Source organism: Pseudomonas sp. p50(2008) (assembly GCF_015351605.1).
Classification (GTDB): domain Bacteria; phylum Pseudomonadota; class Gammaproteobacteria; order Pseudomonadales; family Pseudomonadaceae; genus Aquipseudomonas.
Genome location: NZ_JACMYF010000008.1, coordinates 117,952 through 131,304 on the forward strand (window position 1 = coordinate 117,952; position 13,353 = coordinate 131,304).

Annotated in this window: 12 protein-coding genes; 5 read left to right on the forward strand and 7 right to left on the reverse strand. The window is 60.1% G+C overall.

The features are described 5' to 3' along the window. The first annotated feature begins 17 nt into the window (after positions 1-17). Positions 18-1,256 (forward strand): MFS transporter, encoded by a 1,239-nt coding sequence (locus tag H7698_RS22150; RefSeq protein WP_194692819.1) that lies wholly within the window; start codon positions 18-20, stop codon positions 1,254-1,256. Here the strand turns inward: H7698_RS22150 and H7698_RS22155 are convergent. The 5 genes from H7698_RS22155 to H7698_RS22175 all read right to left on the reverse strand — a co-directional run bounded on the left by H7698_RS22155 (position 1,253) and on the right by H7698_RS22175 (position 6,205). Next, entirely contained in the window at positions 1,253-3,454 is a 2,202-nt protein-coding gene (locus H7698_RS22155) for a xanthine dehydrogenase family protein molybdopterin-binding subunit (protein WP_194692820.1), read from the reverse strand. The genes H7698_RS22150 and H7698_RS22155 overlap by 4 nt on opposite strands. Next, a complete protein-coding gene (locus H7698_RS22160) occupies positions 3,454-4,440 on the reverse strand; it encodes an FAD binding domain-containing protein (RefSeq protein WP_194692821.1) in 987 nt (328 codons plus the stop codon). Before H7698_RS22160 ends, H7698_RS22155 begins: the two co-directional genes overlap by 1 nt. Further along, positions 4,437-4,970, reverse strand: coding sequence for a (2Fe-2S)-binding protein (locus H7698_RS22165; RefSeq protein WP_194692822.1), 534 nt, complete (start codon positions 4,968-4,970; stop codon positions 4,437-4,439). The genes H7698_RS22160 and H7698_RS22165 overlap by 4 nt, the downstream gene beginning before the upstream one ends. Before the next feature lie 169 nt (positions 4,971-5,139). Further along, a complete protein-coding gene (locus H7698_RS22170) occupies positions 5,140-5,691 on the reverse strand; it encodes a DJ-1 family glyoxalase III (RefSeq protein ID WP_194692823.1) in 552 nt (183 codons plus the stop codon). Positions 5,692-5,758: 67 nt separating this feature from the next. Next, positions 5,759-6,205, reverse strand: coding sequence for a DUF4879 domain-containing protein (locus H7698_RS22175; RefSeq protein WP_162439552.1), 447 nt, complete (start codon positions 6,203-6,205; stop codon positions 5,759-5,761). A 223-nt stretch (positions 6,206-6,428) separates the two neighbouring features. Between H7698_RS22175 and H7698_RS22180 the strand changes: the two genes are divergently transcribed. The 4 genes from H7698_RS22180 (at position 6,429) to H7698_RS22195 (ending at position 10,330) form a co-directional block, all read left to right on the forward strand. Then, positions 6,429-7,724 carry an NCS2 family permease gene (locus H7698_RS22180; protein WP_162439553.1) on the forward strand — a complete coding sequence of 432 codons (1,296 nt, stop codon included), beginning with the start codon at positions 6,429-6,431 and terminating at the stop codon, positions 7,722-7,724. Then, positions 7,721-8,800, forward strand: a complete 1,080-nt coding sequence (trmA, locus tag H7698_RS22185; RefSeq protein WP_162439554.1) for a tRNA (uridine(54)-C5)-methyltransferase TrmA — start codon at positions 7,721-7,723, stop codon at positions 8,798-8,800. Before H7698_RS22180 ends, trmA begins: the two co-directional genes overlap by 4 nt. A 229-nt stretch (positions 8,801-9,029) precedes the next feature. Further along, positions 9,030-9,470 carry a type II 3-dehydroquinate dehydratase gene (gene aroQ, locus H7698_RS22190; protein ID WP_194692824.1) on the forward strand — a complete coding sequence of 147 codons (441 nt, stop codon included), beginning with the start codon at positions 9,030-9,032 and terminating at the stop codon, positions 9,468-9,470. Between the two features lie 5 nt (positions 9,471-9,475). Continuing rightward, positions 9,476-10,330 (forward strand): shikimate dehydrogenase, encoded by an 855-nt coding sequence (locus H7698_RS22195; protein ID WP_194692825.1) that lies wholly within the window; start codon positions 9,476-9,478, stop codon positions 10,328-10,330. A gap of 57 nt (positions 10,331-10,387) precedes the next feature. Here the strand turns inward: H7698_RS22195 and H7698_RS22200 are convergent, their stop codons facing one another. Together H7698_RS22200 and quiC are read right to left on the reverse strand one after the other, a co-directional pair. Next, entirely contained in the window at positions 10,388-11,065 is a 678-nt protein-coding gene (locus H7698_RS22200) for a TetR/AcrR family transcriptional regulator (RefSeq protein ID WP_162439557.1), read from the reverse strand. Between the two features lie 102 nt (positions 11,066-11,167). Then, the gene (gene quiC, locus H7698_RS22205; RefSeq protein ID WP_194692826.1) at positions 11,168-13,069 is read right to left on the reverse strand and encodes a 3-dehydroshikimate dehydratase QuiC; all 1,902 of its coding nucleotides are present in this window, start codon (positions 13,067-13,069) and stop codon (positions 11,168-11,170) included. Positions 13,070-13,353: the final 284 nt, after the last annotated feature.

The following is a 13,353-nucleotide window of genomic DNA, read 5'->3' on the forward strand; positions in this document are numbered from 1 at the left end:
CTCAAGATTCGCCTCAGATGCCCAGCCAAGCGCCCCTGCTGTTACGTCATCACCGCCCTTTCATCGCGTTCTGGCTGGCCCGTGTATTCACGGCCAGCGGCTTTCAGATGCTCACCGTCGCCATCGGCTGGAATCTGTATCAACTGACCGGAAATGTGCTCGATCTCGGTCTCGTGGGCCTGGTGGAATTTGCGCCAAGGGTGCTGTTCATGTTGCACACCGGTCATGTGGCGGACCGTTATGACCGACGCAAAGTTGCGGCGATCTGTCAGTCACTGCAAGCGCTGATCGCCCTGTCACTGGCTATCGGCAGCGCCACCGATCATGTCACCCGGGAGATGATCTTCATCCTCGCGTTCCTGCTGGGGGCCGCGCGTTCCTTTGAAATGCCGACCACTCAAGCGTTGCTGCCCAGCATTGTGCCCAGCGCCCTGTTTCCCCGGGCGGTTGCCGCCGCACAGTCTGCCCAGCAATCGGCCACCATCGTCGCCCCGGCCCTCGGCGGTTTGCTCTACGCCTTCGGCAGCGTCTGGGTCTATGGTCCGACGGTCATTCTCTACCTCATTGCCTGCGCACTGATGCTCAACCTGCCGGCACGCCAGACACCGTTGAACAAGGGTAAAGCCACGCTGGACTCGCTGTTGGCCGGCATCCGTTTCATTCGCAGTCGCCCGGATATCCTCGGGGCGATTTCTCTGGATCTGTTCGCGGTTTTACTGGGGGGCGCAACGGCGTTGCTCCCGGTGTTCGCCAAAGACATCCTGCTGACGGGGCCGTGGGGACTGGGCCTGTTGCGTTCTGCACCCGCTGTGGGCGCATTGATGATGTCGCTTTGGCTCGCACGGTTCTCCGTGGACCGCAAGGTCGGGCGAGTCATGTTCACTGCCGTGGGCGTGTTCGGTGTCGCGACGATCGCGTTCGGCCTGTCGACTTCATTCTGGTTTTCCCTCGCGGTACTGGTGGTGCTGGGCGCGGCGGACATGATCAGCATGGTGATTCGCGCCTCCTTCGTGCAACTGGAGACCCCGGACGAAATGCGTGGCCGGGTGAGCGCCGTGAACGGACTGTTCATCGGCGCTTCGAACCAGTTAGGCGAATTTGAATCCGGCCTGACCGCTCACTGGTTCGGCACCGTACCGGCCGTTGTGATGGGCGGTATTGGCACACTCGTGGTGACCGGCGTCTGGATCAAACTGTTCCCGACCCTGGCCAACCGCGATCGCATGTATGTGCCTGTCGAAGAAGCCAAAGTCTAAAGCAGTTTGTCGAGGGTGACGGGAAAGTCCCGCACCCGCTTGCCGGTGGCGTGATAGATCGCGTTGGCCACCGCCGCAGCCACGCCAACGATGCCGATCTCACCCACGCCTTTCGAACCGAGGGCATTGACGATCTCGTCGTGTTCTTCGACGAACAGCACATCAATGTCACCGATATCGGCATTCACCGGGATGTGATACTCGGCCAGGCTGTGGTTCATGTGACGGCCCAGCGCATGATCGGTTTGCGTCTCTTCGTGCAGCGCCATTCCGATTCCCCACACCACGCCGCCGAGAATCTGGCTGCGCGCCATTTTCGGGTTAACCACCCTGCCCGCCGCGATGGCGCTGACCACGCGTTTGACCTTCACCGTTCCCAGGTCCTCATCGACAAACACCTCGACGAACACTGCCGAGTGAGTCGCCGTCGAATACGCCTCGCGCTTTTTGTCCGGCTCGGCATCCACCTGGACCTCCAGCGTGGCTTCGCCACTGTTCCGGACCAGCTCAGCCAGTGACACCTTCGCCTCACCGAACACTAACTGGCTGTCTTCGAAAACCGCCTGCTCCGTCGTCACTGCACTGAACGCCGGGTGCGTCTGCCGTGCCACCGCGAGCAGCTTTTCTTTCAATGCCTCGCAAGACTGTTGCACGGCAGTACCCACCGACGAGACGGTGAACGAGCCACCCTGCAGCGGTGCTGTGGGCAATGAAGAGTCGCCGAGGACAAATGTGACGTCCTTCACCGAAACGCCTGACGCTTGCGCGGCAATTTGCGTCATCACGGTGTAGGTTCCGGTGCCAATGTCCGTCGTCGCGCTGCTGACGGTCAAATGGCCCGCGTGGTCCAGGCTGGCCTTGGCACTGGCTTTCTGCTGCATCGCCTCCCAGACACCGCCGGCCATCCCCCAGCCCACCAATTGGCGGCCATGGCGCATGCTGCGTGGTTCGGGGTTACGCGCATCCCAACCAAAACGCTCGGCACCCTGTGCATAACAGGCGCGTAATTCCTTACTGGAATACGGCTTGTCTTCGTTCTGATTGCGTTCCGAATAGTTGATCAAACGCAGCTGCACCGGGTCGATCGCCAGCGCGCACGCCAGCTCGTCCATGGCGCACTCGAGACCGATCAGTCCGAGCGCGGCCCCGGGGGCTCGCATGTCCAGCGGGGTGAACACGTCGAGGGGGACCAGCTTGTAAGTCAGTTGCACGTTGTCACAGTGATAGAGCATGCCGCTCCACTCCACGACATGTTCGGTAAAGTCCTCGAAGCGCGAGGTCTGGCCAATCGCAGTGTGCGCGACCGCCAGCAAGCGCCCGTTGGCTGCCGCGCCCAATTGCAGTCGTTGCAACGTGCGAGGCCGATAGCCGAAGGTGAACATCTGCTGACGGGTCAACGTCACGCGCACCGAGCGCTTCAGTTTGAGCGCGGCCATGACGGCGAGTGGCAGTTGATATTGAGGGCGCAAGCCCGAGCCGAACGCACCGCCGACATAGGCCGCGAAAATCCTCACCTGCTCTTTCTCGAGGCCGAAGACTTTTTGCACGTAGGACTGACAGTTTTGCGGCCCTTGAGTCTTGTCATGAATGTGCAGGCTGCCATCGGACTGGTACAGCACCGTGCTGGCGTGCGGCTCCATCGGATTGTGATGTTCAATCGGGGTGCTGTAATTCAGATCCAGGCTGATAGCCGCACCGGCGAACTCGGCCTGAAAATTCCCACGGGGCTTGGGCAGTTCGGCGGGCGCGGGATGCGCTTCTTCCTGCGTCGACAACAGATCGGTCTGATGGGCTTCGCTTTCGTATTCGATCACCACCAGGGAACCGGCATGGCGCGCCAGTTCAAGGTTGTCCGCCACCACCAGCGCAAGTGGCTGGCCACTGTAGAGCACCCGGTCGTTGTACAGCGGACGAAACGGGGAGCCTTCGGCGGAGTCGGCGTCGTCGTAATCCTTGTCGTAACTGGCGATCTTCGGCCGGCTCACATGATCGATCACCGCGATGACACCGGGCAGTGCCAATGCTTTCGATGCATCAATGCTGATCACCCGACCACGGGCGATGCGGCTGGAAACAACACTGCCATGCAGCAGGCCTTCCTCTGGATACTCACCGGCGTAACGCGCTTGCCCCGTGACTTTGAGTTTGCCGTCAACGCGGTCCAGCGGTTGGCCCATGGGTTGAGTAAAAGTAGTCATCAGGCTTGCCCTCCCAGCGCGGCATCGCTCAGGGCGCGGACGATTGCCCGACGCGCCAGTTTGACCTTGAAAGCGTTGTGTTCCAGGGGTTCTGCGTGTTGCAGCAAGGCATCGGCGGCGGCGCTGAAGGTCTCGCGGCTGACGGCTTTGCCCACCAGAAAACTTTCCACGGCCTTGTCGCGCCAGGGTTTGTGCGCCACACCACCGAGTACCAGACGCGCCTCGCGGATGATCGGCCCGGTCATATCGAGTGCCGCAGCCACCGAGACCAGTGCAAAGGCATAGGACGCACGATCGCGGATCTTCAGGTAATGGCTGTACTGGGCAAAACCGGCCGCTGGCAACTCGATGGCGGTGATCAACTCGTCATCGGCCAACTGGTTGTCACGCTCCGGCGACTCGCCTGGCAGGCGGTGGAAGTCGGCGAACTCGATGACTCGCGAGCCTGCGCGTCCTTGAAGGTAGACCAGCGCCTCCAGTGCGGCCAGCGCGACACACATGTCCGAAGGATGAGTGGCGACGCACTGCACGCTGGCGCCGAAGATGGCATGAATGCGGTTCAGTCCGTCCTTCGCCGGGCAACCGCTGCCGGGTTCGCGTTTGTTGCACGGCACGCTGGCGTCGTAGAAGTAGTAGCAGCGCGTGCGTTGCAACAGGTTGCCGCCCGTGCTGGCCATGTTGCGCAGCTGCGGCGAGGCGCCCGCCAGTATGGCCTGGGACAACAGCGGGTAACGCTGTTCGATCAGGGGATGCCAGGCCAGGTCGGCATTGCTGACCAGGGCGCCGATCATCAACCCGCCCGTCTCGGTTTCGCGGACCTCTCGCAGGGGCAGCCCGGTGATATCGATCAGGTGCTCAGGACGGGTGACGTTTTCCTTCATCAAGTCCAGCAGATTGGTACCGCCGGCAATGAACCGTGACGCGGGACCGGCGAGATGAACGGCGTCCTGCACCGAATCGGGCTTGCTGTAATGAAAGGGATTCATTGGCCACCTCCTTGCCCGTCTTGCTGGCGACAGGCGGGAAGCGCCTCTTCGATGGCATCGCGAATGTTGCTGTACGCGCCACAGCGGCAGAGATTGCCACTCATCAGTTCCTTGATTTGTTCCGTGGTCTGCGCCCGACCTTCGTTGGCCATTCCCACGGCAGAGCAGATCTGCCCCGGCGTGCAGTAACCGCACTGGAAAGCGTCGTGCTTGATGAAGGCCTGCTGCATCGGATGCAGTTGATCGCCGTCGGCCAAACCTTCGATGGTGGTCAGTTCGGCACCGTCGCACATGACGGCCAGCGTCAGGCAGGCATTCACGCGCTTGCCGTTGATCAACACCGTACAGGCGCCGCACTGGCCGTGGTCGCAGCCCTTTTTCGTGCCAATCAGGTCCAGCTGTTCACGCAGCAAATCCAGCAGCGTGGTCCAGGGCAGCACTTCAAGCTCACGCCTCTGACCATTGAGGGTGATGCACAACGGATATCGGGCAAAGGCCGGCTGCGCTGCGTTGGGAGTGGTCGCGCTCATATACACCTCACGGTTGATCGTACGTTCGCGGCGTTTTGGCAAACCGCCGTCATAAGGGGTACGACTTCAGGGGGTGTGGAGCGTTCAAGGAAGTTGATCTGTGGCGCGTGCTCGACTGCACAGCCTGATCAGGCCAGCGGGAGCAAGCTCCCTCGCCACAGGATCGGTTCTAAATGACTAACTCCGCGGCCACAGATGCACGCGTGGCTTTGCCGCAGAGTTGTTCCACAAGCGCCAGGGCAAATGGCAGGGCAGCGCCCGAACCTTGCGCGGTGATGCAATTACCGTCGATCACTACCGGTTGATCGACGAAGTTGCAGCCTGACAATTGGTGGCTGGCCGAAGGCAGGCAAGTCATGCGTCGCTGACGCAGGACACCAAAGGCCTGCAATGCCACCGCAGGGGCCTCGGCAATACCGGCAAACAGTCGGCCGGCAGACGCCTGGTCCTTGATCAGTTGTTGCAACGGTTGATGCGCCGCCAGGTGCTGCGCCCCGATTGAGCCGCCGGGCAGCGCGATCAGGTCAAACGTCTGGGCGAGCAAGTCAACGAGCATGGCATCGGCCGTCAAGCGGGTGCCGCGCGCACAGGTGAGCATGCGCCGTCCCTCGATGCTGGCCACCACCACTTCGACTTTGGCGCGGCGCAGCACATCGACCAGGGTCACGGTTTGCAGATCATCGATGCCCTCGGCGAGGGTAATCAGGGCTCTAAAGGTCATGGGGGGTGTTCCACAGAATGATCTCTAAAGCGTAGTCAGCTTTCTTGAGCCCTGTTCTGGCTGGCCGTTACTTGATGTAAAGCTGGGTCGACATCGTGTTGCCCGGTGCATTGATCGAGGTGTTGCTGAAGGTGAAAGTACCCTCCTGCTTGCCGGCCAGATCAAACACGTACAGATAGCCGACCGTTTTTTTTCCGACGGTGCATTCCGTCAGGTTGCCGTTATCAAACGCGCAGATGGGGGTTCGGGTGCCGTTCACTTCGAAACCATCCAGACCGACTTGAGCCGTACGCCCGTAGCCGACTTCCAGCACATACACCTTGATACTCGGCCCACTGTGATTGCAGCGCGTCTGTTCCTGCCCCTGTGCAATGTCTTCAAAGCCGCAGGCCGGCGATTCGACTTTGAGTACCTTCACCTGGCTCAAGGGGGGCGCCGATGCCGCCGACACCGTTTGTGCCCCAAGGAACACGGCCAAAGCCGTTCCAGACACTCTAAACAGATGCTTTTTCATGCAGCCCTCATGTCACCCCAAATTCAGCGCGCAGTATGGCTCACTTGGCTTTAACGCAAAACATCGACGACGATCGCAGCCATAAGCAGCCACAGCCCCACGCTGCTGGTATGATGCGCGGCTTTTTCCGACCCACAGAAAATTACCAGGCGCCTGCAGCGGTCTGTGCTTTGCTGTTGAGGTCGATACATTCACGGCGCCGGGCGCGCCACGGGGAGCAGACATGCTGGAAAGGCTGTTTCAACTCAAGGCACACAACACCAACGTGCGGACCGAGATTCTTGCGGGCGTAACGACCTTTTTGGCCATGGCCTACATTCTGTTCGTCAACCCGAGCATCCTCGGCGAGACCGGCATGGACAAGGGTGCGGTGTTTGTCGCGACGTGTCTGGCAGCGGCCATTGGCTCGACGGTCATGGGCCTGATCGCCAACTACCCGATCGCGCTGGCACCGGGCATGGGCCTGAACGCCTTCTTCACCTACACCGTGGTCCTGCACATGGGCCACACCTGGCAAGTGGCGCTGGGCGCGGTGTTCATCTCGGCAGTGCTGTTCTTCCTGCTGTCGATCTTCCGCATTCGTGAATGGATCATCAACAGTATCCCGCTGCCGCTGCGTTCGGCGATTGCGGCCGGTATCGGCCTGTTCCTGGCACTGATTGCCCTGCACAACGCCGGCATCGTGGTCAGCAACCCGGCAACAATGGTCGGCCTCGGCGACTTGAAGCAACCGGCTCCGATCCTCGCGACCCTCGGCTTTGCGCTGATCGTGGCCCTCGAAGCCATGAAGATACGCGGCGCTGTGCTGATCGGCATTCTGGTGGTGACCATCGCCTCCATTGCGCTGGGCTTTACCCCGTTCGGTGGCGTGATGTCGATGCCGCCGTCCCTGGCCCCGACGTTCCTGCAACTCGATATCAAAGGCGCGCTGGACATCGGTCTGGTCAGCGTGATTTTTGCCTTCCTGTTCGTAGATCTGTTCGACAACTCCGGCACATTGATTGGCGTTGCCAAGCGCGCCGGGCTGATGGGCAAGGACGGCCACATGCCGAAAATGGGTCGCGCGCTCATCGCCGACAGCACGGCGGCCATGGCCGGTTCGCTGCTGGGTACATCGACGACGACCAGCTACATCGAATCCGCAGCCGGCGTGAGCGCGGGTGGCCGCACAGGCCTGACCGCGGTGGTGGTGGCGATCCTGTTCCTGCTGGCGCTGTTCTTCTCGCCACTGGCCGCCAGCGTTCCGGCGTTCGCGACTGCACCGGCCCTGCTGTTCGTCGCGGTATTGATGACATCCGGCCTGGCCGAAATAGACTGGGACGACATCACCGTTGCCGCGCCGGTCGTTGTCACCGCCCTGGCAATGCCATTCACGTACTCCATCGCCAACGGCATCGCCTTCGGTTTCATTTCCTGGACCGTGATCAAGCTGCTGTCCGGCCGCGCCCGTGAGTTGAATCCGGCGCTGGTGATTCTGTCGATTCTGTTCGTGATCAAGTTGGGTTGGTTCAACGCATGACTTTTGATTCCCAGGCTTACGCCACTCAGCTCGAAGAAAAGGTCACGCGCCTGCGCGACCTGCTGGCCCCGTTCGACGCGCCCGAGCCGACCGTGTTCGACTCGCCTTTGAAGAACTTTCGCCTGCGTGCCGAATTTCGCCTGTGGCGCGAAGGCGGCGAGCGTCACTACGCGATGTTTTCCCAGGAAGACAAACGCACGCCGATCCTGATCGAAGAGTTCCCGATCGCCAGCCTGCGCATCAACCAGTTGATGCCGCAGCTCAAGGCGGCGTGGAAGGCCAGTGCGGCACTGAGCCACAAACTGTTTCAGGTGGAGTTCCTGACCACCCTGGCCGGCGACGCGATGATCACCCTGTGTTATCACCGCCCCCTCGACGAACATTGGCACACCGCCGCATCGAAACTGGCAGCCGACCTTAACGTCAGCGTGATCGGTCGCTCCAAGGGCAAACGCGAAGTCATCGGTCACGATTATGTGGTCGAGAAGCTTGAAGTGGGCGGTCGCACCTTCAGCTATCGCCAACCGGAAGGCGCGTTCACTCAGCCCAACGGCACCGTGAATCAGAAGATGCTCAACTGGGCGTACGACTCACTGGGCGATCGTGCGGATGATTTGTTGGAGCTGTATTGCGGCAACGGCAACTTCACCCTGCCCCTCGCCACCCGCGTGCGCAAAGTGCTGGCCACCGAAATCAGCAAGGCTTCGGTCAATGCGGCCTTGAGCAACCTCAGCGAAAACGCTGTGGATAACGTCACCCTGGTGCGTTTATCCGCCGAAGAACTGACCCAAGCGCTGAACGAAGTGCGTCCGTTCCGTCGTCTGCAAGGCATCGATCTGAAGCGCTACGAATTCGGCAGCGTCTTCGTCGATCCGCCTCGCGCCGGCATGGACCCGGACACCTGCGAACTGACCCGGCGCTTCGACAACATCCTCTACATTTCCTGTAATCCGGAAACACTGGCGGCCAACATCGCCCAGTTGCACGACACGCACCGCATCACACGCTGCGCGATGTTCGACCAGTTCCCGTGGACGCATCACATGGAATCCGGAGTGATGCTGACCCGTCGCTGATTGCAGCAGCCATAAACAGAAAAGCCGTCTTCACGACGGCTTTTTTGTGGGTGCTCAGTGGGGGACATCGGCTTTGCGCGAACTCTCTACAACGCTGAAATCGTCCGATCACCGCACACAAACGTCTGCGATCCCGCCTCTTCAATTGACCAAACTAACCATCTAGTACAATTTATCTCCACAGGCTGAAAAATCGGCCAATGCTAAAAATAATAAGTGGAGAGACCCCATGCCCCCTATCGTTCTGGTGCTGAACGGCCCGAACCTGAACCTGCTTGGTACCCGTGAACCGGCCACTTACGGGCACGAAACCCTGGCGGATATCTCAGCGCTGTGTGGACGTACCGCTGAAGAATTCGGCCTCACCGTGGAATTTCGCCAGACCAATCATGAAGGCGAGCTGCTCGACTGGATTCATGCCGCTCGCAAGCGTTGCGCCGGCATCGTCATCAATCCGGCCGCCTGGACACACACCTCGGTTGCGATTCGTGATGCATTGGTTGCCAGTGAGCTGCCGGTTATTGAAGTGCACCTGTCCAACGTTCACGCCCGTGAGCCTTTTCGCCACCACTCGTTCGTATCGGCTGTGGCGACAGCGGTAATGGCCGGTTTTGGCAGCCATGGTTATCGCCTGGCGCTGGAGCATTTCAGTCTGCGTTTGAAGGGGTGAGCAGCATGGACCAGCACAACGTGGTACTGGCCGGCCTGATCGGCGCTGGCATTCAGGCGTCACGCACTCCGGCGCTGCACGAGCATGAAGGCGATGCGCAGGGCATGCGGTATCTCTATCGCCTGATCGATCTCGACCAGTTGAAACTCGATAGCGCTGCCCTGCCCGAGCTGCTGATGGCAGCCGAGTGCATGAACTTCACCGGCCTCAACATCACATTTCCCTGCAAGCAGACAATTATCCCGTTACTCGACGAATTGTCTCCGGAGGCCCGTGGCATTGGGGCGGTCAATACGGTGGTGCTTAGAGACGGTAAACGAATCGGCCACAACACCGATTGCCTGGGTTTTGCCGAAGGATTTCGGCGTGGCTTGCAGGACGTTTCCGTTGAACACGTCGTACAAATGGGCGCGGGGGGTGCCGGCGCGGCGGTCGCCCATGCGCTATTGAGCGAAGGCGTACAACGGCTGAGCATTTTCGATGTGGAAATCAGCCGCGCGGAAGCCTTGGCGCAGAATCTCAACCAACACTTCGGCGCCCGTCGTGCGGTGGCCGGGCATGATTTGCCGAGTGCGCTGGCTCAGGCGAACGGGCTGGTCAATACCACGCCCATGGGCATGAAGAAACTGCCGGGCATGCCTGTTCCCGTGGAACTGCTTCGCAAGGAGCTATGGGTGGCAGAGATCGTCTACTTTCCGCTGGAAACCGAACTGCTGCGCAACGCCCGCGCCTTGGGCTACCGGACGCTGGATGGCGGCAACATGGCGGTGTTTCAGGCGGTAAAGGCGTTTGAGCTGTTCAGCGGCGTGGTGCCGGATGCGCAGCGAATGCTCGCGCATTTTCAAAGCATGAACGGGTAAAGATCAAAAAGTCGCAGCCGGCGGCAATGCCTGCAGGCTGCGATCTCAAGGGTGAGATCAAGCCTGCAGATAGCGCAAAACCGACTCGCAGATCATTTCCCGATGACGCTGCTTGATGCGCTCGTTCGGCAAATCGATCTGGAACATTTCACTGAGCGTGTGGCGGTTCGATACGCGATAGAAGCAGAACGAGCTCATCAGCAAATGCACATCCAGCGGATCGAGGCCGGGGCGGAACACACCTTCGTCTGCACCCCGTCGCAGGGTCACGCCCAATGCGTCGAGAACGGTGTTGTTCATCGCCTTGATGGCATCTGAACGCTTCACGTACTCGGCATTGTGGATATTCTCGATGCTGACGATACGCACGAAGTCGACGTTGCGGTCATGGTGATCGAAGGTAAATTCCACCAGGCGGCGAATCGCGTCCACGGGCGCCAGCTCGGACAGGTTCAAACGGTTTTCAGTGTTGCGGATGTCACCGTACAGCTTTTCCAGAACCTCGACATAGAGCTGCTCTTTACTGCCGAAGTAGTAATAGATCATGCGCTTCGAGGTGTGGATCCGGTCAGCGATCGCGTCGACGCGAGCGCCGGAAAGCCCCTGCTGGACGAACTCGACAATGGCCTCTTGAAGAATATTCTCGCGGGTCTTTTCCGGATTGTTCTTGCGACTCTTGCGCGGCCCCGCCACTGGTTCGTCGGGCACTACGGAGAGTTCTTGAGATATTGTCATTGCGGGCTCACGGCCATCACTGAACAGGCTGGCGATTATGAGCCGCGCCGCACGGCGAAGGAAGCTGTGCGGTAGCGGTTTAACCTCGCGCTTACCAATTTCCTACAACTTTGCCTGACGGACGGCGCCACTACGTGATTTGGCCATCGCCGCCAGCCGTACCGCTACGTTGGCAGCACCGTAACCTGCGTAGCCGTCCTTACGCTGGATGATTTCAAAGAAGAAACGCCCTTCGAACGGCTCGGTGTAGACGTGAAACAGCTCGCCGCCCTGGGAATCCCGGTCGTAAAGCACATTGTAATAAGCCAGTTCGCTGAGGAATTCGTCGTCAAAATCGAAGCGCGCCGCGAGGTCATCGTAATAATTGAGCGGGATGTCCAGCAGCGGTACGCCCGCCTCTTTGGCGCGACTGACTTCAGCGAAGATGTCGTCACAATCGAAGGCGATGTGATGCACGCCCGAGCCGCGATAGCTCGACAGTGCGTGTGAAATCGCGGTGTTACGGTTCTCGGAGATGTTCAACGGCAAGCGGATCGAACTGTCACGACTGCGCAGGGCCCGGCTCTTCACCAGACCATACGGGTCAGGAAGCACCACTTCATCGTCGGCTTCGAAGTCCAGCAGGCTTTTGTAAAAAAGCACCCAGCTGTCGAGGCTGTCGGCGGGCAATGCAATGGCCATATGGTCGATGCGTTTGAGGCCGCCGCGAGCCACCGCATCGGGGCGCACATTGAAATCGGTCCCGTAGACATCGGCGTCCTGATCCACCAGATAGATCAGGCTGCCATCCGGTGCGCGCACGGCGGCCAGCTCCAGCTCGTTCGGGCCCACCAGCCCGCGATAGGGTTGACCTTTATATGCGACGGCGCGGGCCAGCGCACTGCTGCTGTCCTTGACCCGCACGGCCATGGCGCACAGTGAAGGACCGTGAGCTTCGAAAAAGCTGTTGGCGAAGGAGTAAGGCTCGCAATTGAGGATCAGGTTGATATCACCCTGTCGCAGCAAGCTCACGCTCTTGGAGCGATGTTGCCCCGCCTTGACGAACCCGAGGCGTTCCAGCCAGTTGGAAAGCTTCGCGCCCAGGCTTTCGTCCACCGCGAATTCGAGAAACTCGATCCCGTTGTACTCGCTGGCCTTGGGGGTCTCGAACAGAATCTCGGGATTAACCGCTGGCTTGGCTTCCTGCGCCAGCCGCTCGCGGGTTTTCTCTTCCAGGTACAGCAGCGAACGCAACCCGTCAGCGGCGTTGGCTCGAGGCGGTGCGGCGCGGAAGCCATCGTTGAAGATCTCCAGCGACAGCGGTCCGGTGTAACCGCTCTTGATGATGGGTGCGAGGAAACCGGCCAGATCGAATTCGCCCTGCCCCGGGAAACAGCGGAAGTGCCGGCTCCACTCCAGCACGTCCATGGCCAGGATCGGAGCGTCAGCCATTTGGACGAAGAAAATCTTGTCGCCGGGAATATCGGCGATTGCGCTGGGATCGCCCTTGAGCGACAGGGTGTGAAAACTGTCCAGCAGCACGCCGAGACTCGGGTGATCAGCCTGGCGGACGATGTTCCACACCTGTTGCCACGTGTTGACATGCCGGCCCCACGCCAGCGCTTCATAACCGATACGCAGGCCACGCGCCCCGGCGTGCTCGGCGAGCAGGCGCAAATCGTCGACCAGAATCTGTTCGTCACCGATGGAATCGGCAGAGGCATTGCTGCACACCAGCACGAGGTCAGTCCCCAGTTCCTGCATCAGGTCAAACTTGCGTTCGGCCCGTTCCAGGTTGCGTGGCAAGCGATCGCGGCGGCAGCCCTCGAAATCCCGGAAAGGCTGAAACAGGGTGATCGCGATCCCGAGATCGGCGCACATCTGTTTGATTTCCCGTGGACTACCGTCGTAGTAGAGCAGGTCATTTTCGAAAATCTCCACCCCGTCAAAGCCGGCGGCGGCAATGGCTTCGAGTTTTTCCGGCAGGGTACCGCTCAAGGAAACGGTGGCAATGGAACGCTGCATATTCAGACTCCCGGTGGTGGAGACAATCTTGTTATCGACATCGCGGTAACCGCATTTGTAGCAGCTGGCGAAGCCTGCGTCCGGCTGCGAAGCAGTCGTGAAATGAGCCGAAGCGCTGTATCAGGAAAACCTTACATTCAGCTTTTACGACTGCTTCGCAGTCGGACGGGGATAAATCCCCTCACCACAGGCTTCGCCAGCTGCTACCGAGGTTGCGTTGAGCAACGAGTGATGATTTGACGCTGGGTGAATTATTGGCCGAGCACCTCCACACAGCAATTCAA

Excerpts from the sequence above, each read along its gene's own strand:
- H7698_RS22150 (WP_194692819.1), top strand. The coding sequence starts at position 18 with ATGCCCAGCCAAGCGCCCCTGCTGTTACGTCATCACCGCCCTTTCATC.
- H7698_RS22155 (WP_194692820.1), bottom strand. The coding sequence starts at position 3,454 with ATGACTACTTTTACTCAACCCATGGGCCAACCGCTGGACCGCGTTGAC.
- H7698_RS22160 (WP_194692821.1), bottom strand. The coding sequence starts at position 4,440 with ATGAATCCCTTTCATTACAGCAAGCCCGATTCGGTGCAGGACGCCGTT.
- H7698_RS22165 (WP_194692822.1), bottom strand. The coding sequence starts at position 4,970 with ATGAGCGCGACCACTCCCAACGCAGCGCAGCCGGCCTTTGCCCGATAT.
- H7698_RS22170 (WP_194692823.1), bottom strand. The coding sequence starts at position 5,691 with ATGACCTTTAGAGCCCTGATTACCCTCGCCGAGGGCATCGATGATCTG.
- H7698_RS22175 (WP_162439552.1), bottom strand. The coding sequence starts at position 6,205 with ATGAAAAAGCATCTGTTTAGAGTGTCTGGAACGGCTTTGGCCGTGTTC.
- H7698_RS22180 (WP_162439553.1), top strand. The coding sequence starts at position 6,429 with ATGCTGGAAAGGCTGTTTCAACTCAAGGCACACAACACCAACGTGCGG.
- trmA (WP_162439554.1), top strand. The coding sequence starts at position 7,721 with ATGACTTTTGATTCCCAGGCTTACGCCACTCAGCTCGAAGAAAAGGTC.
- aroQ (WP_194692824.1), top strand. The coding sequence starts at position 9,030 with ATGCCCCCTATCGTTCTGGTGCTGAACGGCCCGAACCTGAACCTGCTT.
- H7698_RS22195 (WP_194692825.1), top strand. The coding sequence starts at position 9,476 with ATGGACCAGCACAACGTGGTACTGGCCGGCCTGATCGGCGCTGGCATT.
- H7698_RS22200 (WP_162439557.1), bottom strand. The coding sequence starts at position 11,065 with ATGACAATATCTCAAGAACTCTCCGTAGTGCCCGACGAACCAGTGGCG.
- quiC (WP_194692826.1), bottom strand. The coding sequence starts at position 13,069 with ATGCAGCGTTCCATTGCCACCGTTTCCTTGAGCGGTACCCTGCCGGAA.